This is a genomic window from Parabacteroides sp. AF14-59 (genome assembly GCF_003479515.1).
Lineage (GTDB): Bacteria > Bacteroidota > Bacteroidia > Bacteroidales > Tannerellaceae > Parabacteroides > Parabacteroides faecis.
This window is the reverse complement of the sequence record NZ_QUHH01000019.1, coordinates 107,421-128,342: the sequence shown is the minus strand read 5'-3', so window position 1 is coordinate 128,342 and position 20,922 is coordinate 107,421. Positions and strand designations below refer to the sequence as shown.

Genomic DNA, 20,922 nt, shown 5'->3' with positions numbered 1-20,922 from the left:
TGATATATAACTTTTAATTCATTTTCCTTTTTCATGGAAACTAATCTGGTAATCTCAGGATAAAAAGCGAGTCCTATTGGTAATGTTGCCATCAAAGAAATTTGTCCTACAGTTGAAGCTAAAGAATATTTACTGAATTCAGATAATGGCAGTAAATGACTAACTAATAACTTGTCCAATTGCGTGTTGAAGGATGCTAGAATTGTAAGTATCATCATACCTGCTGCATATCCTCCAATTAAACGTAAATATCCGAATTGCAAAGAAGAAGATCTATCTGTTTTTATATAGTTATATATTTTATATCTAGTAACTAAACAAAATAGAATAATAGAAAATAGTTGCCAAAAGAAAAAAACTAAAATATCTGGATAGAATATTAATGGAATTACTACAACTCCACTTCGCATGATCCCATATAAAATATTTATGCTATTTCCACAGACTTGTTCTTGCAATCCCATTAACCCTCCTTGATAAAGAGAATATAAAAGATAAATTGCTATAATTGCTCCCATAAATCGAACAGAATATATTAGTTTAATATATGGAATAGCTTCTGTTTTTAAAAAAGCATTTACGATCCATTCAGCTCCCCAAAAAACAGCAATAAAAACACTGATACAAATGAAAATGTAGACGAATTCGATTGTTTTTAACAAATTTCGTTTGTAATCAATCGAAACGTCTGTTTTTGCGTATTCGCGTGTTAGTGTAGCTGTGAGTCCTGCGTCTGCAAAAACCAAAATAGTAAGTAGCACGGAATAAAAAGTAATGATGCCATACCCTTCTATACCTAAGATTTTGATCCATAAGGGAACAAATATGTATATTGAAATTATATTCCATAGCTTTCCTATGATATTAGCTCCTACATTACGGCCAATCTTATTTTTCATATTATGTGAAATTACTTTCTATGAATTTTAATTGTATGAATAGTATTTGTGATTGAAAATCATACTTTTGTATATACTTTTTTGTGTTATAGAAAGAGACATGTGTTATATTCTATTTTCCCATGATGCAAGTTCTTCTTGCACATATGTTAGTGTTAATAATAATTTTTTTAATTCCTCTATATTTAAACGAGTTGTATTATCAGAATTGTATTCGATATTCATTAATCGAGGGGGATCTGTTGCTAAATATTTTGTATAATTTAAATCACGAAAATCTGCTGGTATTCGATAAAAATCTCCCATATCTTCTGCTTTACTCATTTCCTCTTTCCCACATAGACTTTCGTACATTTTTTCTCCATGGCGTGCACCTATTATTTTAATTTCATTATTAGAATTAAATAATTCACGAAGTGCAATGGCTAGTGTTTCAACTGTAGCAGCTGGTGCTTTTTGAACAAATATATCTCCAGGATTAGCATTTTCAAATGCATATAATACTAGGCGAACTGAGTCTTCTAAAGACATCATAAAACGCGTCATATTTGGTTCGGTTATAGTCATAGCCTCCCCTTTTTTTATTTGATTTATAAATAACGGTATTATAGAACCTCTTGAACACATAACATTCCCATATCTTGTGCAACAGAATACTCCATTGTTTGCTTTTACTTTGGGCATTCTGGCTTTATTAATGCAAAGTTTTTCCATCATAGCCTTGCACATTCCCATTGTATTAATAGGATAAACGGCTTTGTCTGTAGAAAGTACAACAACACGTTTTACATTGTTTTCTACTGCTGCCTCTAATACATTTTCTGCACCTAATATATTTGTTTGTATTGCTTGCATTGGATAAAACTCACATGACGGAACTTGTTTAAGAGCTGCTGCATGAAAAACATAATCTACACCTTCCATGGCCATATTTATAGAGTGAAAATCTCTAACGTCTCCAATGATGAAATTTATTTTATCATTTTTCAATTCAATCCTTAGATCTTCTTGTTTTTTTTCATCTCTACTGAAAACTCTTATTTCTCTTAAATCTGAATGTGCAAATTTTCTTAGAATTGTACTACCGAAAGAACCTGTTCCTCCGGTAATTAAAAGTACCTTATCTTTAAACATTGTATAATATATTTTTGATTTCTATTAAGTCTTTAATTAAAAAATCAGGTTCGTATTTTTTTAGTAATTTTTCATTTCTAATACCTGTTGTTATTGCAATACTTATTATTGCTAGTTTATTGGCGGGTATAATATCATTTTCTGTATCACCAATGACAAATTTTAAATTTTTTATTTTACTAAATGTATTTATTTTATTTTGAGATGTTACAATTATTTCTTTAAAATAATCATTAATTCCCAACCATTCTATTTGTCTCAGTGTATTAAATTTATTATTACGCATTGTAACTAAGTAACAATTGTAATGTTGTGTTAAATATTTTAATGTTTTAATTGTGTGTGGAAATAAAATATCTTTTTTTAAATATTCTTCAATCTCAATAAGTGACTTTCGTTTTTGTATAAAGTAGTCAAAATATTTTTCATCAACATTACTTGACTGTAAAAGATTGAATATATTAATTTTTGATCGCCGCATTTCCCAATAATTATTAAAGGATAGGTACTTATAATTTCCCTCTGTTAGAATATCGCGATATATAAGATAATCCCGCATTGATATATCTATTAATGTTCCATCAAAATCAAAGGCTATGGAGTCACACATATAATTTGAATTCTACATGAAATAATAACCGTTGAAATATCTTATCATTTGTAGTCCCCATTTAGGTTCTGGCGCTTTAGTCGCTTTTTCAAACCATAGTTTAGGTATATTAACGCCTGCATTTATTGATAAATCCATTCCACTTCCAGGACGTGGGTTTACTTCTAAGAAATAATATTCTCCCTCATTGTTTTCAATACATTGAATACAACTGATACCTGTGATTTTTAAACGGATACACATCCGTGAAATCAGATTAATAAGTTTTTGATTATTGATTATTTTAGCATGATGTACCATACCCCCTTTTACTTCAATTCGTAAACGTGGGATTGCAGATATAACTTTTCCATTACTATCTGAAAGAACATCAATTGTATATTCTTTACCTTTAATATATCTTGTAATAATTCCATTTTCATAATCTTCATTTTGAATTTTATGTAAATCATTTTCAGAATTAACTATATGAACAAATTTTTGTTTATTCCCCATTTTATTTTTGCGTAATACATATGGAAAATTGAACTTTTCGTTTAGAATTGGTGGTGTTAAAAATCCATTTTGACTAAAAAGTGTTGCTGTTTTTTCTTTATCTAACCAATTTAGAATATTTTCTGAATAACCGTTTAAGCTCACTTTTCTATCTGCTAATTTTGTATATGCTTCTGCTAAAGCTCTGACATCATGATCGTTTGATGCAATAATGTGAGTGATATGATATTTTTCAATTATATCTAATATATCTATTATATACTCATTTGAGTCACATTTATGAATAATGAAATTATTGCATAATGTATTGGCTGGGTTTATTGTATTAAAATCACAACCATAAACAGGAATGTTGGCTGTTTTAAGTGCTGAAATTATATTCATACCTGTAATATTTCCAGATCCTGCTACTAAAACATTTTCTCGAATAGTCATAACTCTGTTATTTTATTGTTATACCACCATCCGCTTGGTAGTGCTATAAACTGATTATTAAATTGATTAACTCCAGGAAACTCTCCTTGTTGACTGAATATACTATAGAGTGTGTTAGGAATATGTACTCCAGAACTATAATATCCTAAGTTTCTAAAATGATTTAATGTAGCTAATTTATCGACTGCTAAAATACCAAAAACCCAGTATGATGGTTCAATCTCTCTTGTGTTAAGTAGTTTTATGTTGGGGTATTGTTTAATTATATTTTTCTGCCAAATTTTGGCGTTAGTTCTTTGCTTTGCAAATAATTGGGGTAAATTTTGCATTTGGCAATAGCCAATATAACTGCATACCTCGTTCATTGTTACTCCATAACCATGTATTGAAACATCACTCAATGTACTAATTTCACCTAATGAATTACGGAAGGTTTTGCGATCAACACCTAAATCTCTAACTTTTAATGCTTTTTCATAAAGTGTCCTATCTTTAAATATTATTGCTCCACCATCGATTGTATTGGGTAGTCTAACTGTTTGGAATGAAAATATAGTTATATCTGTATCTAAATTTCCAAGAATGTGTCCTTTGTATTTTGAACCGAAAGATTCTATGCAGTCATCAATAACGGTTATCCCATATTTTTTCCCAATAGCATTTATTTCATCAATATAACCAGGATAACTACAATGATGATTATGGAAAATAATTTTTGTTTGTGGAGTTATTTTACTTTCAACACTTTCTGGAGATAATGTTCCCCTTTGTGGATCTATATCTGCCCATACAACTTTTGCACCATAAGTGGAAAGGGGTTGAGTGGATGCTAGACAACTTTGGGGTGATGCAATAATTTCATCACCTATTTTGATATTTAGTGTAGATAATGTTACTTGAATAGCTGCCGTAAAAGAGTTTACAACTAAAACGTCTTCATTACAACCAATAAATTCTTTTATTGATTGTTCGAATGCTTTTCCCCATTTGCCATAAGCTAATGCTCCGGAATGTAGAATTGAGTTTAATTCGGGTAACTCTTTTGGCATAAAAGGCTTATAAAGATCTATCATCTTACCATCCTTTTTTTATTAATGTGACAATTCTTTCTATGTCTTCTTTTGAAATCCACCATCCACAGGGAATATGAACAAACTTTTGATAAAAATCATCTAAAGCAGGCAACTCTCTTTTTGATTCAGCGAAAATAGAGTGGCGGTCATTCCGTAAATGTAATTCAGATGCAAGAATACCATTTTCGGACATCATTTTACAAAAGTCTGTACGTCGTTCTACCTTCATAGTATATAACCAATAGGATGGTTCAGTGTTTGTATAATAAGGAATCAATTCTATCCCATCAATATTCTTTAATTCCTCATCATAATATTTGCCATTAGCAATATGTGAGTTTATAATATAATCTAAATAGCGCATTTGAACGAGTCCAACTGTCGCATTAACGTTGTTCATATGATATTTATATCCCGGTTCTTTGATATCATTTTCAAGACGAGGTTTGGTTTTATCAAGACCAAACCAACGTTTTAAGCGTGCTTGATCTTGATCTTTTTGATTTTTTAAGGTCAAAATACCGCCATCAATAGTTGTTAAGTGTTTAATTGCTTGTAAGGAAAAAATAGTAAAAGGTGAATTGTTTCCTATCTTTTTTCCTAAATATTTACTTCCCATTGCATGGGCTGCATCTTCAATTATGGGGATATTGAATTCTTTACTAATAGCATTTAATTTATCCATATCACAAACCATACCTGCATAATGGACTACCATAATGGCTTTTGTCTTCAGAGTAATAAGTGAACGGACGCTTTCAGGAGAAATTAATCCAGTTGTAGAATCTACGTCTGCCCATACAACTTTTGCCCCTACAAGTTTTATTGCTACATTTGTTGGTTCTGCTGTAAGAGGGGTACTAATAACCTCATCATTCAATCCTACTCCTGCAAGCATTAAGGCTATATGTAATGCTGCAGTACCTGAATTAAGAGAAACACAATGAGGATTTCCGACCCATTCTTGAAATTTATGTTCGAATTCATAAACTTTCTCTCCTTCAGCAATATAGCCACTGTAAAGGATTTTTTCTATCTCTGGCATCATTTCATTTGATGGTGCGATGAAAGGTTTAACTACTGGTATCATTTGAATTACAATTTTATAGTGGGAACTATCCCTGTTATATATAATGAAAAAACTACTTCAAAAATATGATGTGTTTGGGTTTGCAATATTATTGGATTTTAATTTCTTTCTGGTTGTCGCGTATTTGATCAAACCATAAATTTAATCCAATCCAGACAATTATATCTGCCAGTAGCAGTATATTGTTATTTATGACAGATGCCAATATAATATTGATGATACTAAATGATAATGCCATTGCTAGTATACAGATCATGGCTCTGCGCGGACTAAAACCCATATCTAGGAATTTATGATGTATATGATTCCTGTCTGCGTCAAATATTCCTTTGTGATTTCGTGCGCGTACCAATATTACCCGGATCACATCGAACATAGGGACTATTAGGGTAGAGAAAGCAATAACGATTGCTCCTTCTGAATAAGGTGCTCTTTCTGGATTGTTATTGGTATAGGAGATTGCTAAAAAAGCTAATATATAACCAAGTGTCAGGCTCCCGGTATCACCCATAAATATCTTTTTACAGCGATCTACTTTTCCAAATACATTATAATAAAAGAAAGGAAGCAATACTCCAAGAGTGGAGAACGCAAGTGTAGCGTATATCCATTGGCTATAATAAACGTATATGCTGCCCAGAGTTAACAGTGATATACTGCTAAGTCCTGAAGCTAATCCGTCGATGCCGTCGATCAGGTTGATCGCATTGACGATAAATACAGTTAATAGGATTGTAAAAGGGATTCCTAGCCAGGGGGTAAGTTCGTTAATGCCGAAGATACCGTATAAGTTGTTGATCCATAGGCCGGATAGGGGAATGAGGCTGGCGGCTATGATCTGTATGACGAATTTACTTCTATAGCGTAGTCCTACCAGGTCGTCTTTTATTCCTGATAAATACAATAACGTCAGGCCACAGGCCATGAAATAAAATTCAGGGATTATGAAATGAAGACTCTCTGAAGGGATTTCATAACCGATTAAATAACGAAGACCGGTCGTGAAACAGAGGGCAAAGAGGATAGTGGGGACAAAAGTGATACCGCCTAAACGGGGAATTATGCCACTATGGACTTTCCGTTCATCTGGTATGTCAAATAACTTTTTTCGGAATGCAACTACCAGAACGCGCGGAATTATCAGTGCTGATAGGAATATTGATATAAGTAAGGATATAGCTATAAGTAGGTAAGCCATTATTTAATACTAGTTGTTTTTATACGACAAAGTTCGTCAGTCCCAGAGGTAGGGTGACGAAATAGTGACTAGCCAAAACGATCGTTTTTTCTAGTCACTATTTTGTTCGCTTTAACAATTAGGATTATTTTTATGGATCTTTTGATTATTAGAATCTTACTACTTTTTCTTTGTTGCAGATATAAATAAAATGTATACCTTTGCGGTGACTAAAAAAAACGATCGTTTTTTTTAGTCACTACTTTGTATCTTATATCTATGTGATATAGCTGTTTATCTATTAAAATGAATACTGAGTGTCGTTACAGTTTTGCGGTTTTTCGGAGAGTGTGATTATGTGTTAAATATTACAATAAGAAGCCGCTTTTTTATATATATTAAAAACTTCTTTTTACAGTATCTGAAATTTTAACCCAAACGATAAACTTAAAAAATCTTTCGGCTTTAGATATTTGTTCCCGATTTTGTTCAATATGTACAGGTCGCATGAGCTGAGTTCATAAAATAACGTGACGGATTTATGCCAGCGTCCCGGATTATTGAACTTGAAAGTGACACGTTCGCCCAAAAAGATATGGGTTCGTATCCGGGTTGAAAAAAAGTAATATCCTTCGGGATATTTGTCCGGGCTATGGACCCAAAACTGCCTGTTGAGCAGAGTGTTTATGTATAGTCCTGTTGTTAACGGTTCGAAATCGATGTTTTTGTGCAATGGAACTCTCCAGGGAATATAATTTTGTTTTAATGTAAATGTAGCCATAGCATGACGTTTTTTGGCACTTTCTGCTTTCAGGTTACGGGTGGTTTTGGGGACAAAGCCGAATAAAAGGTCTGTTTCCCAATGATGGCGGTAATAGTTCCAGCCGACTCCGAAGGAAAACATTCCCATCGATCCGGCAAATTGTATTTTGCTGTATCGGGGAATCAGATGATCCCATAATGACGTGTATCTTTCTATGCGTTTTTCATACCCTGTTATTGCCGGGATACTGTCCTGAGCTGTTGTGTAAAACGATAAAAGTATGAATATGAGTAGTAAGGGTGTTTTAAAATTTAATGATTTCATAGGAGTAGCTATCTGGTGTTACAGTAAAGAGTAAATAGGTACGTTTGCCGATATTGTCGCAGCAATAATAAATAATCCCGTCGTTGAATAACTCGCGGGCGGCAAAGTTATGATCATGGGCATGCAGGCAAAAAAGTGGGTTGGGGAATTCCCGAATCTTTTCCTGGAAGATATCTGCCACATTATTATTGAATTGCTCGCTTCCGGGCGGTACATGCATGACAAAGATCGTACATTTATCATCTTCCGTTGTACTGTTCAGTTCACTCTTTATAAAGGAAAAATCAGGTACGGGGATAGAGTAATCGTATTCGAGGGCATTCGTATTCAGGCAGATGAAACGGAATGTGGCTCCTCCGCCATAACTATGTGAAGGTCCGACCCGGAACGAAAAGTTTTTGGGACCGTACATGTCTTCGTATACCAGTTCCCCGTTACCAATAATATCATGATTACCGATCAGGGCGACATAAGGCATTTTCAGTTTGGACAGGATCGAATGTTGCCAGATGTATTCTTTTTTAATACCGAAATCGGTCAGGTCTCCTCCATGAATGACAAAATCGATGGAATCCTGTTGATTGATATGCTTCACGAAATCGTTTGTTTCGTCCAACCAGCGTTGCGTGTCGCCTGTAAAGGCAAAACGGATGGTGTCTTTATTTTGGCAGGTATTCTGTATCTTAAAGATATTCGTTTCATTAATATCTTTATCTTCTTTGTACGATATTCTTCCGTCGTACGGATGGTAGTCTATCAGATCGCATGAGGTGAGTAGAACGAATAGTAAAAAAACACATCTTTTCAACATAATAAAGCCCTATCTTTTTTATATGCAAAGATAGGGCGGCTTTTATTTTCTGAAAGGTTCTTATTGAACCATTGATGGTCAAAATGTCTACAGGGCGAAAGCCTTTTCCAACTCAGGGAAATCCGTAATAACGAGATCAGCTGTTTCATTTCCTTCGTAATCGCTCCAGCCGATGCTTTTCAACCAGATTGTTTGGCATCCGATAGTAGTGGCCGGGACAATATCTTTGTCGTAGGAATCGCCGATAACGACGATCTCTTCAGCAGGAAGCGATAACTCTTTTACTCCTAATCCGAATATGGCAGGATCGGGTTTGCGGATACCGACTACGGCCGATTCGACAATTGACTGGAAATAGCTGTCCAGGTGGAAATCCTTCAGGACCGATTCGATGTTTCCGTAGAAATTGGATACCAGTACCAGCGGATATTTCTGCGATAAAGCCTCAAGTATGGGACGGGCTGTGTCGATGGATTTACGTGCATACGCGTAGCACCAGTCGGCAAGCCGTTGTTTTAATCCGGATGTTGCGTATGCTTCCGGGATAAAATCACCTGCTTTGAGCCATTCGATCTGTATGTCTGTTTTCAGGCGCAGCATGTCGAGGAAAGTATGATGGGGTTTTACGATCGGATTTTTACCTAATGTCCGTTCGCCGTGCACATAAGCATTCCGGAAAGTTTCTTTACTGACCGGAACTTCCTCTGCCTGGTAAGCCATCCAGATCACTTCGGCCCAATGCATGCCATTGCTGTCGATGGTGCCGCCGTAATCGAATATGATTCCTTTTATCTTGTCTGGTTCGAACATATATTTATGATTTTGATTCAAGCTCTTTGGTGAATGCGGTACATATATGTTCGTGTTTGACGATCATATATGCCAGCATGATATTCAATACTGTCATCTCAAATACGAAATACAACCACGGCATGTCGATGAACAGACTGACAAATAGGGCAATGACACGCGTGTTGAAAGATAGCATATTGGTGTATTTCATCAACGGCAGACTTTTTTCACGGAAGGCTTTACGGAACCATTCCGGCGCTTCGTCGTGATATTTGGTGCGGATTATGTGCATCATTTTCTGAAACCTGGGCGACAGCGATTCCTGTCCGACCGTATAGTTGATATAAAATGTTTCAAAAAGTTTGTAGATGAAATCCTTTTTCCAGCTCATGGTCTTGTATTTCTCTTTCAGGGCAGGAGAGTGGGAGAGTTCGCTGCCTGCCTTTCCTTTCAGGAAGAGCAGGTGGATGTTCCGGTAATAATCTGCCATAGCAGCCTGTTTACTGTGGAAAAATCCGGTGATGGCTGCAAATATCCAGATCCAGATGCCCCATTCCGGTGTCAGGCGAAGGCAGATAGCTGCGTAGATGGCTATAAACCAACAGTCTCCGGCTGTCCCGTCCAGGATACGTCCCAGAGGTGTTTTTTTACCGGTCATACGTGCCAACTGACCGTCGGCACTGTCGTATGAGTTTGCCCAGATCAGCAGCAGCATACCTATTATATTAATAGTCAGGCTCTGGTAATAGAAGCAGATACCGGCGGCGATGCCGATGAATATGCTGGCGACCGTGATCGCATTGGGAGATACTCCCAGTTTATTGAAGAATAACGCCCAACGGTAACCGATCGGGCGATAGAAATGGATATCGATGAACTCTTCGGTATCCAGGGATTTGAGTGTGGACTCTATATCAGGTTTCTTTGTTGTCTCTTCCATTATTTGCTGATTAAATTATAGATACGGCGGGCAATGTGGGGGGCAGCCTCGTCACGGCAAGGGGCAAAGCTGGGCCAGTCGTTAAAATCGATCAGGCGGATCGAACCGTCTTCGGATATAATGCAGTCGCCTCCGTAAATATGTATATTCAGAACTTCCGCAGCCTGGCTACAAAGCTGCTGCAGCTTTGGCTTGTCAAACGGAATGCCTTTGGCTGTTCCGTTTATTTGTTCTAAACCGAACTTGCTGTGATGCTGGTTAGACGGATAGAACCAATAAAAGAAATCTGTTCCCGTCACGCCGTAAAATTTGACCAGGTCGCCGACCAGGTGTTCGTTGATCACGGCTGTTTTGATTCCGCGGATCGCGTATTCTTTCAGGATCGTTTTGGCTTCTTCCGGGTTTCTGACGTAAGTGACGTCTTCCCGGTGGATGGCATGAAAGTCACCCCGTTTGATCCAGCTGTTGAAAAATCCCGCTTCTTCAAGGGCGGCAGTCGGATCTTCGTCGGTCGGAAGGATCAGGCTGGCAGGATGTGAGATGTTGTTCGACATTAACAGGCGGGTCATTTTCTCACGTGTACAGTTCTCAATTCCATAACCGGAGTTGATAACCGTATAGCCCCGGTCTTCCATTTGCTGGAGTTTATGGATAGAGGTCCAGTTCCTTACCATATTGAAAATGGCTGATTCCTGGAAATGACGGACTATCAGGTCTGATTCTATGTATTCGTTTACTTCACATCCCAGATCGCGCAGGTGCTGAACGGTCAGGGTAAAGATGGCGGCATCGTTCCCGATATGATTGGGGGAAAACTGATTTTCCCGACGAATACCTGCTATAGTTAGTTTGCTCATTACTTTTTTAGTTGACAGTTGATAGTTGACAGATGACAGATGACAAGTGAGAGTTACCGAACGAACTGTCAATTGTCACTTGTCAACTGTTAACTGTTTAAAAACTCTTCGGCTTTTTGGATATCTTCTGCATGGTCTACGTCTACGATCTTGCTGAAAGGATATGCCTTTAGCTTTAATCCTTCGGCTATCAGTTGGCGCTGGTAATTGCGCATGCGTGACATGCCTTGTTCAATGGCATTGTTCAGCACTTTCAATCCGGAACGCCGCAGGCAGTAGATGCCGCCGGATATATAGGTGCATGCCGGTTCTCCCTGTTTGTCCAGAAAGCCGCGGATCGTTAGATCTTCATCGGTATCTACGTATAACGGCTTTTCGTCGTCGATGAAATCCGTTACAGCCATCAAACCGTCCAGTTGGTTGTCTTTCAGGAATTCACGGATATATCCGCCGAATTCTTCTTCCCTGAAAATGGTATCGACGGTAGTCAGGCAGATGTTATCGCTGTCCAGATAGTGACTTAGCTCGTAAAAGCTGTGCATGGAACTGGGCGTGGACTTTACCAGCAGGTAAAAGGGAACGGGTAGTTCCATCTTACGCAGGTGTTCCTGTACTTCCGTCATTTCTTCATTGACGATAATACTGATAGATGATGCGTCGTTTTTCAGAAAAACATCGATCAACCGGTCTATTAATGTCGTACCGTTCAGTTGTACCAGTGGTTTGGGGCATTTTACTCCTTCTTGCACCAGCCGGGAACCCTCGCCTGCCGCAATGATTGCATAATCCATATTTTATCAGAAACTATTTGAATAAAGATGATTGATATATGAAAAAGAATTTCTTCTATCCGTGGAAAAACTTTTTGAACGGATAGAAGAAATCTTTCTTATATGTGTGTATCAATCCAGATAGCTAGGTGCTTTTTCTCCGATCATATCACGCAAAGTCTGTTTAACCATTCTCCACTGCTGGAACAGGTCGTGAACAGGCTGGTGTTCGAAGTCGTGCATCGGGCTCTTGCAGAAGAATGACAGCCAGGTCTGGATACCAGACATGCCGGCACGCATGGCAAGATCGCTGAACAATACCAGGTCGAGAGCGATAGGAGCAGCGAGGATGGAGTCGCGGCAAAGGAAGTTTACCTTGATTTCCATCGGGTAACCCATCCATCCGAAGATATCGATGTTATCCCATGCTTCTTTGTTGTCTTTACGGGGCGGGTAGTAGTTGATACGTACCTTATGATATACGTCACCGTACAGATCCGGATATTTTTCAGGTTCGAAGATGTTGTCGATCACTGACAGTTTACTTACTTCTTTTGTCTTGAAGTTTGCAGGATCATCCAATACTTCACCGTCGCGGTTTCCTAAGATGTTAGTAGAGAACCAGCCGCTTACGCCCAGCATACGTGTTTTGAACATCGGAGCCAGTACGGTCTTCATCAGTGTCTGTCCGCTCTTGAAGTCCTTACCGGAGATAGGGACATTCATCTGTTTGGAGAATTCCCACATAGCAGGTGTATCCACGCACAGGTTAGGAGCACCCATGATGAACGGAGCACCTTCTGCAATGGCTGCGTAAGCATAACACATACTCGGAGAAACAGCCTCGGTGTTGTTTTCCTTCATGGCTTTCTCCAATGCGGCAAGCGACATGTGTTCTTCTGACAGCGGAATGTAGATTTCCGTACTTGCTGCCCACAGAACTGCCATACGTTCGCAGTTATTTGCGGCTTTGAAGTCGCGGATATCCTGGCGCAGTTGTTCTACCATTTCCCAACGGGTCGCCGCTTTTTTAATGTGCGTTCCGTTTAAGCGTTTTGCCCAATTGTGATCGAATGCAGCCGGCATCGGTTTGATAGCCTGCAATTCTTCTTTCACGTTGTTCAGGTCTTTTTCTTTCAATACTTCTGCATACATGGCAGCCTCGTATGCATTATCGGGGAATATATCCCAACCGCCGAATACAATATCGTTCAGATCAGCCAAAGGCACGATGTCTTTGATTGCTTTCTCTTCTCCGTTCTCCAAACGCATAGTCGCCATCTGCGCGATCGAGCCGATTGGTTTTGCTACTCCCTTACGAGCAGCCAGAGTACCTGTAATCATGGTGGTTGATACTGCTCCACCTACACCCACAACGAGAATGCCAAGTTTACCTTTAGCTTCTTTTACTTCGATTTTTTCCATGTCAATTTAAGTTCAAAAAATAATTGTGCAAATTTAGCCCTTCTTAATCGGATTAAAAAGGAAAAATATGCGATATAATTGGTCAAAAATACTATAATTTTCAATAACTCGCCAATGTTGAAGGCAAATGGTTACCGTTTTTGGTTCTAAAGGCTTGTTTTTTGAGCCTTCTGCACGATGAAAAAATATTTCCTCCCTTGGTTATTTGTTACAAAAATATAAAAAGAGATTCGATTGACAAATAATTTAGGTGAATATAGTTGGTTATCGAATAAAAATACTTTCCTTTGCGACGTGTAAACAACATAGTTTTCAGAAATAGTTCTTTTATCTCAGATGTAATATTCAACAATGAATTTATTTTGTAGTAATCGACCTTTCCAAGATTATTTGTTACAAGTTTTTTTTATTAATTATTTTATATTATTTTTTGTATGAATATTTACATTGGTAACCTGAACTATCGGGTTAGAGAATCTGACTTACAGCAGGTTTTGGAAGAGTATGGCGTTGTAGAATCAGTTAAGTTGATCATCGATCGCGACACAAACAGATCTAAAGGTTTTGCATTCGCTGAATTCACAAACGAAAATGAAGGCAGAAATGCAATCAACGAACTGAACGGCGCAGAATACGAAGGTCGTCAGATGGTTGTTAAAGAAGCTACTCCGAGACGTTGAGATAGTTTTGACAAATAGCATAGGAAGGGATATGGAAGTTAAACTCCATGTCCCTTTTTTTATTGACGATTATTTCTTACGTTTGCTGCAAATTTTAAAATAGATGAAAACTCTTCTTATGAAATCTGCCCGCCTTCTTTTATCAGGCGTATGTCTCTTGATTATAAATCTGTTTATCATATCTCCGGTCCGTGCACAGATACCCGACCGGGTCTTTAAGTCGGACCATCGTATCGATCCGGAAAAGAAAGGACAGTTGCTTGTCGAGGTGGACAATATTAGTTTTTTTAAAGATAATGAATATTCTGGTTCTATTATGAAGGGATATTCATTGCCGGGCTTCTGGTTACAGCCGAAAGCTGTCTTTTATCCTTTGAGTAATATTAAACTGGAGTTGGGCGTACATATGTTACGCTATTGGGGTGCCAAAAAATATCCGGCTTTGGCATATCAGGATATTGCCAGATGGAAAGGCGACCAGTTTCAGCATGGTTTTCATGTGCTTCCTTTTTTTCGTGCGCAGATAGCTTTGTCTGATCATGTGAATGTCGTTCTCGGAGATATTTATGGCGGGGCTAATCATAATTTGATCGAACCGCTGTATAATCCGGAGCTGAACCTGACGGCTGATCCGGAAGCTGGGTTGCAGTTATTATATGATTCACGCCGGTTCGATCTGGATGTGTGGGTGAATTGGGAGAGTTTTATTTTCCGTGACGATACGCATCAGGAGGCGTTTACCGTGGGGGTGTCGGGACGTTATAAGCTGAATGACCCGGATGCCCGCTTTCATTTTTATGCGCCAGTGCAAGGGTTGGCCCAGCATCGGGGAGGGGAGATCGATACGATTCTTACCAATTCGGTACAGACGCTGATGAATGGTTCGGTGGGTGTAGGGACAGTCTGGAATACGGGAAATCGGGTTTTCCGGAGCGTGAACCTGGAGTTTGACGTGACAGGCTATTATCAGCAGGCCGGAAAGTTATGGCCTTATGGTAGTGGTTCCGGTTTTTATGCCCGGGCTTCCGCGGATATTTCTGATTTTCGGGTGAAAGCATCTTACTGGAACAGTAATAAGTTCATTTCGATGTTCGGAAGTCCGTTTTACGGGGCGGTGTCGACTTCGAAAGAAGGGGTTTCTTTTGACGGACAGAATATGGTTTATTTAGGACTGGAATATTCCAGGAGTTTCGGAAAGGGATTTTCTTTGGGCGTAGATGTGGATGTGTATCAGCATTTGTCGGTGAATAAGTTCGGTCCGGCTGCCGGTGAGGTCGGGAAATCCGGTAGTGCGACTAGCTTCTCTGCCGGTGTTTACCTCCGGATCAATCCGTCGTTCCTCATTAAGCGTTTCTGATCGGAAACATAGAAAGTAAATAAAGGTCTAATTTAAATTAGACCTTTTTTCTTTCTGATAGGATTCAAGCAGGAAAATCGTTTTTGCTAATGATGGAAAAGTGGGTAGAACCACCGGACGTTCCGGGTTCCATTCCGGGTCTTCCGTGATCATTGTCGATAATGTTCCTGCATGCATAAGTACCGTTTGTACATCTGTGATAGCCGTTACGATATGACGTTTTTCTGCCGGTAACAGGACGAAATAACCTGCATTGACTTCTACTACCGGCGTTGCTATCGAACAAATAAGAAGTTTTCCTGCTGTGACAAAAAGTAATATGTTTCCCATTTGTTCTGTGTCATATACTACTTCACCGGCTTTTACTTCTTTACACTCAAATTGATTAATAAAATTCTTCATAAAAAATTGCTACTCGCTCAGTAGTGCTTCGATCTTCCTGTTCGGAAGAAATTGGAGCATACCGGTAGAGTATTCTATCTGATGTTTACCGTTTTCGTCGGTGTAGATAACATAGTATTCGATTCCTGGGATATTCTTTGCGGCTTCGCGGGCTTTTTCGAGGCCCATAGCCATGAATGCTGTGGCATAAGCGTCTGCGGTGATACAGTCGTCCGCAACAATCGTCGCACTTAATATGCTTTGTTCGGATGGATAGCCCGTACGCGGATCGATGGTATGGGCATATTTCTTACCGTCTTTGATATAATAGTTACGATAGTTGCCGGAGGTAGCTACGCCTCCTTTTTTGCATAATTCGACCACTTCGCCGACATCGTTCTTTATTCCTGTCGAATCGTCTTCAGGTTTGTTTATGCCTATACGCCAGCATTTTCCATTCTGGTTGACACCTTTCATCGTGACTTCGCCTCCGATTTCGACCATGTAATTTTCGACTCCTTCCCGTTCGAGCAGGCGTGCTATCACGTCGCTGGCATATCCCTTGGCAATGGCGGAGCAGTTCAGCAGGATACGGGGATCGTCTTTTATTACTTTCCGTCCGTCGAGCCTGACTTTCTGATAACCGACAAATTGTTTGATGCTGTCGATCATCTGAGGTGTTACGCTGTCCATTTTGCTGAAACCGAATCCCCACAGGTTGACGAGCGGGGCGCAGGTTATGTCGAAGACTCCTTCCGAATGATCCGATACTTCCTTGGCTTTGTTGAATACCTCGATGAACCAGTCGTCTGCTTCGACAGGTTCGTTCTGGTTCACTTTCGATATGATTGAGTTCGGATTGAACGGGTTCAGGGAAAGATTGAATTTCTGAAGTTCGGCATCGATCTTTTCAGTCAATAATTCAGAACCTTCATATTTGATATGATAGATTGTATGGAAAACGGAACCACTTTCTTCAAAATATTGTTTCTGTTTTGTACAGGCTGTGAAAATGAGTATCCATAAGCTGAGCACCAGGTAAATCTTCTTGTACATCTCTTTAAATTTTAGCGCTGCAAAGATACTAAAATTTATTGTAATTCAACCAAGGTCAATGGTTAAGCCTTTCTGTTTTCCATATAGGCCCCTTTCATGGGAGACGCACAATTGTGTGTGAAAATGTCCAGGATGCCGTTCGTATGGCGGGATGCAGGTTGTATCCATCGCTTCCGGCGTTCTGACAAGATGCGTTCTGTTTCTTCCGGGAGCAGTTGCTGTCCGTTTGTTCCGATGATGTCGAGCTTACGTGCCGGGATGTCGATACGGATCAGGTCGTTGTCTTCTACCAGGGCGATAGGACCACCCTCGTAGGCTTCCGGTGAGACGTGGCCGATGGCGGGGCCACGGGTAGCTCCGGAAAAACGTCCGTCGGTAATGAGGGCGATGCTTTCTGCGAGTTCAGGATCGGAGGCGATCGCTTCCGTTGTGTAGAACATTTCAGGCATACCGCTGCCTTTCGGACCCTCGTAGCGGATAAATACGGCATCTCCCGGGTGGATATCTTTTTGTAATACGGCTTGCAATGCTTCCTCTTCGCTGTTGAATACACGGGCTGTCAACGTTGCCTGCATCAGGTTGGGAGAGATGGCGGCGTGTTTGACAACGGCTCCTTCCGGCGCAAGATTGCCTTTTAATATGGCAATGGCTCCCTGTTTCCGGATCGGGGTTTCAAAAGATTTGATAATATCTCCGGATTTTATTCCAAGCGGGGATAAGTATTTGTTGCATCCTTCGTAGAAGCCGTTTCTTTGCAGGGTTTCGAGGTTTTCTCCCAGGCATTTGCCGGTGACTGTCCGGACATCCAGGTTTAGTACGCCTTTTAGTTGTTCCATAATGGCAGGAACGCCACCGGCATACCAGAAGTATTCGCCCGGCCAGAATCCGCTCGGACGGATATTCAGCAGGAATGGGATTTGCCGGTGTATTTCATCGAACAGTTCTGCCGGAAGTTCGATGCCTAGTTCGTGAGCGATGGCAGGCAGATGCAGCAGGCTGTTGCTGGAACCGGCTATGGCGGCATGTACCATGATCGCATTCCTGAAAGCATCGATCGTCAGGATGTCGGATGGCGCTAATTCTTCTTTAGCCAATTCGACGGAACGTTGACCGGCATAGCGGGATACCTCTTTTAAATAATGTATATGAGTCGGGATCAAAGCTGAACCGGGGAGCGCGATGCCTAGTGCTTCAGCCATGACCTGCATGGTGGAAGCCGTTCCCATGAACGAGCAGGCCCCGCAAGTAGGGCAAGCCTCTTTCTTGTAGGCGAAGAATTGTTCTTCGGTAATCTCTTTCCGTTCATATTGGGCACTGTACGTTCCGATCTGTTCCAATGTCAGCAGATTGGGACCGGCTTTCATAATGCCTCCCGGTATGAGAAGGGCCGGCATATTCAGGCGGGCGATTGCCATCAGGTGAGCCGGGACCGATTTATCGCAACTGGTGATGAAAACGCCTGCATCGAAAGGGGTTGCTTTGACGTGTATCTCCATCATGGCTGCCATCAGGTCGCGTGATACGAGTGAGTAGTTCATTCCGTCATGGCCTTGTGCTTCTCCGTCGCAAATGTCAGTAACATAGTAATTGGCTGCCCGTCCTCCGGCGTCGTTGATTCCTTTTCCGGCTTCTTCCACCAGTTTGTTCAGATGGGCGCTTCCGGGATGGCTGTGCCCGTAGCTGCTTTCAACGATGATCTGTGGTTTGCTCAGGTCTTCGATGCTCCAGCCGCTTCCGAGGCGAAGCGAGTCGAGTTCCGGTGCCAGCTTACGTAATTCCTGACTTTTCATATATTTCCTTTATTAGCTTAAGAACAGGTGTTCTATTAGTATTTTTGCTCCGATACCTATCAGGATCAGTCCGCCGAGCAGATCGAGTTTCAAATCTACTTTCCGTCCGAAGCGGCTTCCGAAATAAACGCCGAAGGCCGACATCAGGAAAGTGACGATACCGATCAGGGATGCCTGGATAACGATATCCGATTTCAGGATTGCCAACGAGATACCGATAGCCAGCGCATCGATACTGGTGGCTATGGATAATCCGAACAATGTTTTGTTGCAGAGCGGATTCGTTTTGCAATCCTCGTCTTCCTCCTGGGTGCTGTCGTAAATCATCTTGCCGCCCAGGTAAAGCAACAGGACAAATGCGATCCAGTGGTCGAAGGCTGTAATGTATTTCTGGAATCCGACGCCAGCCAAATAGCCTAAAACCGTCATTGTGGCTTGTGTGATACCCATAAAAGAGCCGATCTTAACCATATTACAAACGGTGCAGTTCCGGATGACGGCACCGCCGGTTACAGACACGGCTAAACTGTCCATCGATAATCCGATGGCTAGTAACACTATTTCTATAATTGACATAAATTAAAATGTTTCCCTTTTGCTAACCTCGTCCGTCGCTTTCCTTTTCTTCGGAGTCTTAGCGAACAGATCCGGGTTTTCGGGGTAACCTATCGCCAGGATTACCACCGGTTCTACCGTTTCCGGCAGATTGAAATGTTTCCGGCACAGGGCCGTATCGAAATTACAAACCCAGCAACTTCCCAAACCTTGTTCGGCAGCTGCCAGGCAGATATGTTCCGTAGCAATGGCTACGTCGATGTCCATGTGATCTTTACCGTCGGATTGCCGTTTCCACGACTGGCTGTGGTCTCCGCAAACCAGTATCAGCAACGGGGCCTGTTTGAACCATTCCCGCGGATAGCATTCCTGTAGTTTGCGGCGTCCCTCGTCTTCCTTTACCACCAGAAAATACCAGGGTTGGAAATTGACAGCCGAAGGGGCCAGGCGTGCTGCTTCCAGAAGGTAGTCTATTTTTTCCTCTTCCACCGCAGTGGGTGCATATTGGCGGATCGAACAGCGTTTCTGTATCAGCTCAAGTGTATTCATATTTCTGATTCTATCTTATAGTTGTTTCTGTTGGGCGAGTTCCTCGAGATCAGTTCACCGATAAATCCAGCCAGGAACATTTGTGTTCCGAGGATCATCGCGGTAAGCGAGATATAGAAATACGGGGAATTGGTCACCAAAGGACGCAGGTCGCCGGAGAACATAGAGATCAGCTTCATGGTTAACACGAAGACCAGGGCGATAAAGCCGATGAAGAACATCACGCTACCCCATAGTCCGAAGAAGTGCATCGGTTTCTTTCCGAATTTGGAAGTGAACCATAGTGTGATCAGGTCGAGATAGCCGTTCACGAAGCGGTTCAGCCCGAATTTGGTGGTCCCGTATTTGCGTGCCTGGTGTTGTACGACTTTTTCACCGATCTTGTGGAATCCGGCTATCTTAGCCAGATAGGGGATATAGCGGTGCATATCGTTATACACTTCGATATTTTTAATCACGACACTTTTGTAGGCTTTCAGTCCGCAGTTGAAGTCGTGCAGGTTGTCGATCCCGGAAAATTTGCGGGCCGTAGCATTGAACAGTTTGGTCGGGAGCGTCTTCGACAGCGGGTCATACCGTTTCTTTTTCCATCCGGAGACAAGATCGTATCCGTCTTCCTTAATCATACGGTACAGTTCAGGTATTTCATCCGGGCTGTCCTGCAGATCGGCATCCATTGTGATGACGACATCGCCTTTTGCCCGTTGGAAACCGCAATGCAATCCGGGGGATTTACCGTAATTCCGGCGGAACTTGATGGCTTTGATGCATGAGTTCTTTTGTTGTAACTCCTGGATCACTTCCCATGAATTGTCTGTGCTGCCGTCGTTTACAAATATTATTTCGTAAGTAAAGTTATGTTCTTTCATCACCCGCTCTATCCATGCTTCCAATTCGGGTAGAGACTCGGCTTCGTTGTACAACGGAATAACTACTGATATGTCCATTATTTGTATTGT

General features: G+C 40.7%; 22 protein-coding genes. 2 read left to right on the top strand and 20 right to left on the bottom strand.

Features of this window, described 5'->3' with window-relative positions; all coding sequences use genetic code 11:
- The 14 genes from DWW23_RS18850 to DWW23_RS18785 all read right to left on the bottom strand — a co-directional run.
- Positions 1-899: lipopolysaccharide biosynthesis protein (locus DWW23_RS18850; RefSeq protein ID WP_147382630.1), on the bottom strand; the 899-nt coding region annotated here is incomplete at its 3' end.
- A gap of 105 nt (positions 900-1,004) precedes the next feature.
- Positions 1,005-2,033 carry a polysaccharide biosynthesis protein gene (locus tag DWW23_RS18845; protein WP_122355046.1) on the bottom strand — a complete coding sequence of 343 codons (1,029 nt, stop codon included), beginning with the start codon at positions 2,031-2,033 and terminating at the stop codon, positions 1,005-1,007.
- On the bottom strand, positions 2,026-2,643 hold the full coding sequence (locus DWW23_RS18840) for an HAD family hydrolase (RefSeq protein ID WP_122355044.1): 618 nt from the start codon (positions 2,641-2,643) through the stop codon (positions 2,026-2,028). Before DWW23_RS18840 ends, DWW23_RS18845 begins: the two co-directional genes overlap by 8 nt.
- Positions 2,644-2,655: 12 nt before the next feature.
- Complete coding sequence (locus DWW23_RS18835) at positions 2,656-3,573, bottom strand: ATP-grasp domain-containing protein (protein ID WP_122355042.1); 918 nt, start codon at positions 3,571-3,573, stop codon at positions 2,656-2,658.
- Complete coding sequence (locus DWW23_RS18830; RefSeq protein WP_122355040.1) at positions 3,570-4,646, bottom strand: DegT/DnrJ/EryC1/StrS aminotransferase family protein; 1,077 nt, start codon at positions 4,644-4,646, stop codon at positions 3,570-3,572. The genes DWW23_RS18835 and DWW23_RS18830 overlap by 4 nt, the downstream gene beginning before the upstream one ends.
- Before the next feature lies 1 nt (position 4,647).
- Positions 4,648-5,736, bottom strand: a complete 1,089-nt coding sequence (locus tag DWW23_RS18825; protein ID WP_122355038.1) for a DegT/DnrJ/EryC1/StrS aminotransferase family protein — start codon at positions 5,734-5,736, stop codon at positions 4,648-4,650.
- 88 nt (positions 5,737-5,824) lie between these two features.
- A complete protein-coding gene (locus DWW23_RS18820) occupies positions 5,825-6,934 on the bottom strand; it encodes an MraY family glycosyltransferase (protein ID WP_122355036.1) in 1,110 nt (369 codons plus the stop codon).
- Between the two features lie 391 nt (positions 6,935-7,325).
- Complete coding sequence (locus tag DWW23_RS18815) at positions 7,326-8,000, bottom strand: hypothetical protein (RefSeq protein ID WP_187576596.1); 675 nt, start codon at positions 7,998-8,000, stop codon at positions 7,326-7,328.
- Positions 7,981-8,811, bottom strand: a complete 831-nt coding sequence (locus tag DWW23_RS18810; RefSeq protein WP_122355032.1) for a metallophosphoesterase — start codon at positions 8,809-8,811, stop codon at positions 7,981-7,983. Before DWW23_RS18810 ends, DWW23_RS18815 begins: the two co-directional genes overlap by 20 nt.
- Before the next feature lie 87 nt (positions 8,812-8,898).
- The gene (locus DWW23_RS18805; RefSeq protein ID WP_122355070.1) at positions 8,899-9,621 is read right to left on the bottom strand and encodes an HAD family hydrolase; all 723 of its coding nucleotides are present in this window, start codon (positions 9,619-9,621) and stop codon (positions 8,899-8,901) included.
- 4 nt (positions 9,622-9,625) lie between these two features.
- Positions 9,626-10,543, bottom strand: coding sequence for a CDP-alcohol phosphatidyltransferase family protein (locus DWW23_RS18800; protein WP_122355030.1), 918 nt, complete (start codon positions 10,541-10,543; stop codon positions 9,626-9,628).
- Positions 10,543-11,400 (bottom strand): hypothetical protein, encoded by an 858-nt coding sequence (locus DWW23_RS18795; RefSeq protein WP_122355028.1) that lies wholly within the window; start codon positions 11,398-11,400, stop codon positions 10,543-10,545. The genes DWW23_RS18800 and DWW23_RS18795 overlap by 1 nt, the downstream gene beginning before the upstream one ends.
- 89 nt (positions 11,401-11,489) lie before the next feature.
- Complete coding sequence (locus DWW23_RS18790; protein ID WP_122355026.1) at positions 11,490-12,191, bottom strand: NDP-sugar synthase; 702 nt, start codon at positions 12,189-12,191, stop codon at positions 11,490-11,492.
- 111 nt (positions 12,192-12,302) lie between these two features.
- Positions 12,303-13,595: an inositol-3-phosphate synthase gene (locus DWW23_RS18785; protein WP_122355024.1), complete on the bottom strand. Its 1,293-nt coding sequence runs from the start codon at positions 13,593-13,595 to the stop codon at positions 12,303-12,305.
- Positions 13,596-14,029: 434 nt separating this feature from the next.
- On the opposite strand from DWW23_RS18785, the gene DWW23_RS18780 reads away from it, so the two are divergent.
- Both DWW23_RS18780 and DWW23_RS18775 read left to right on the top strand, forming a co-directional pair.
- Positions 14,030-14,275, top strand: a complete 246-nt coding sequence (locus DWW23_RS18780; protein WP_122355022.1) for an RNA-binding protein — start codon at positions 14,030-14,032, stop codon at positions 14,273-14,275.
- Between the two features lie 103 nt (positions 14,276-14,378).
- The gene (locus tag DWW23_RS18775) at positions 14,379-15,632 is read left to right on the top strand and encodes a hypothetical protein (protein ID WP_122355020.1); all 1,254 of its coding nucleotides are present in this window, start codon (positions 14,379-14,381) and stop codon (positions 15,630-15,632) included.
- A 27-nt stretch (positions 15,633-15,659) separates the two neighbouring features.
- On the opposite strand, the gene DWW23_RS18770 is transcribed toward DWW23_RS18775, so the two are convergent.
- From DWW23_RS18770 to DWW23_RS18745, 6 genes are all read right to left on the bottom strand, one after another.
- Positions 15,660-16,034, bottom strand: coding sequence for a hypothetical protein (locus DWW23_RS18770; protein ID WP_122355018.1), 375 nt, complete (start codon positions 16,032-16,034; stop codon positions 15,660-15,662).
- 9 nt (positions 16,035-16,043) lie between these two features.
- Positions 16,044-17,069 carry an FAD:protein FMN transferase gene (locus DWW23_RS18765; protein WP_122355016.1) on the bottom strand — a complete coding sequence of 342 codons (1,026 nt, stop codon included), beginning with the start codon at positions 17,067-17,069 and terminating at the stop codon, positions 16,044-16,046.
- 62 nt (positions 17,070-17,131) lie between these two features.
- Positions 17,132-18,859: a dihydroxy-acid dehydratase gene (gene ilvD / locus DWW23_RS18760; protein WP_122355013.1), complete on the bottom strand. Its 1,728-nt coding sequence runs from the start codon at positions 18,857-18,859 to the stop codon at positions 17,132-17,134.
- Between the two features lie 12 nt (positions 18,860-18,871).
- Positions 18,872-19,435 (bottom strand): manganese efflux pump MntP family protein, encoded by a 564-nt coding sequence (locus DWW23_RS18755; protein ID WP_122355011.1) that lies wholly within the window; start codon positions 19,433-19,435, stop codon positions 18,872-18,874.
- 3 nt (positions 19,436-19,438) lie between these two features.
- The gene (locus DWW23_RS18750; protein ID WP_122355009.1) at positions 19,439-19,963 is read right to left on the bottom strand and encodes a nitroreductase family protein; all 525 of its coding nucleotides are present in this window, start codon (positions 19,961-19,963) and stop codon (positions 19,439-19,441) included.
- Entirely contained in the window at positions 19,960-20,910 is a 951-nt protein-coding gene (locus tag DWW23_RS18745) for a glycosyltransferase family 2 protein (RefSeq protein WP_122355007.1), read from the bottom strand. The genes DWW23_RS18750 and DWW23_RS18745 overlap by 4 nt, the downstream gene beginning before the upstream one ends.
- Between the last annotated feature and the right edge of the window lie 12 nt (positions 20,911-20,922).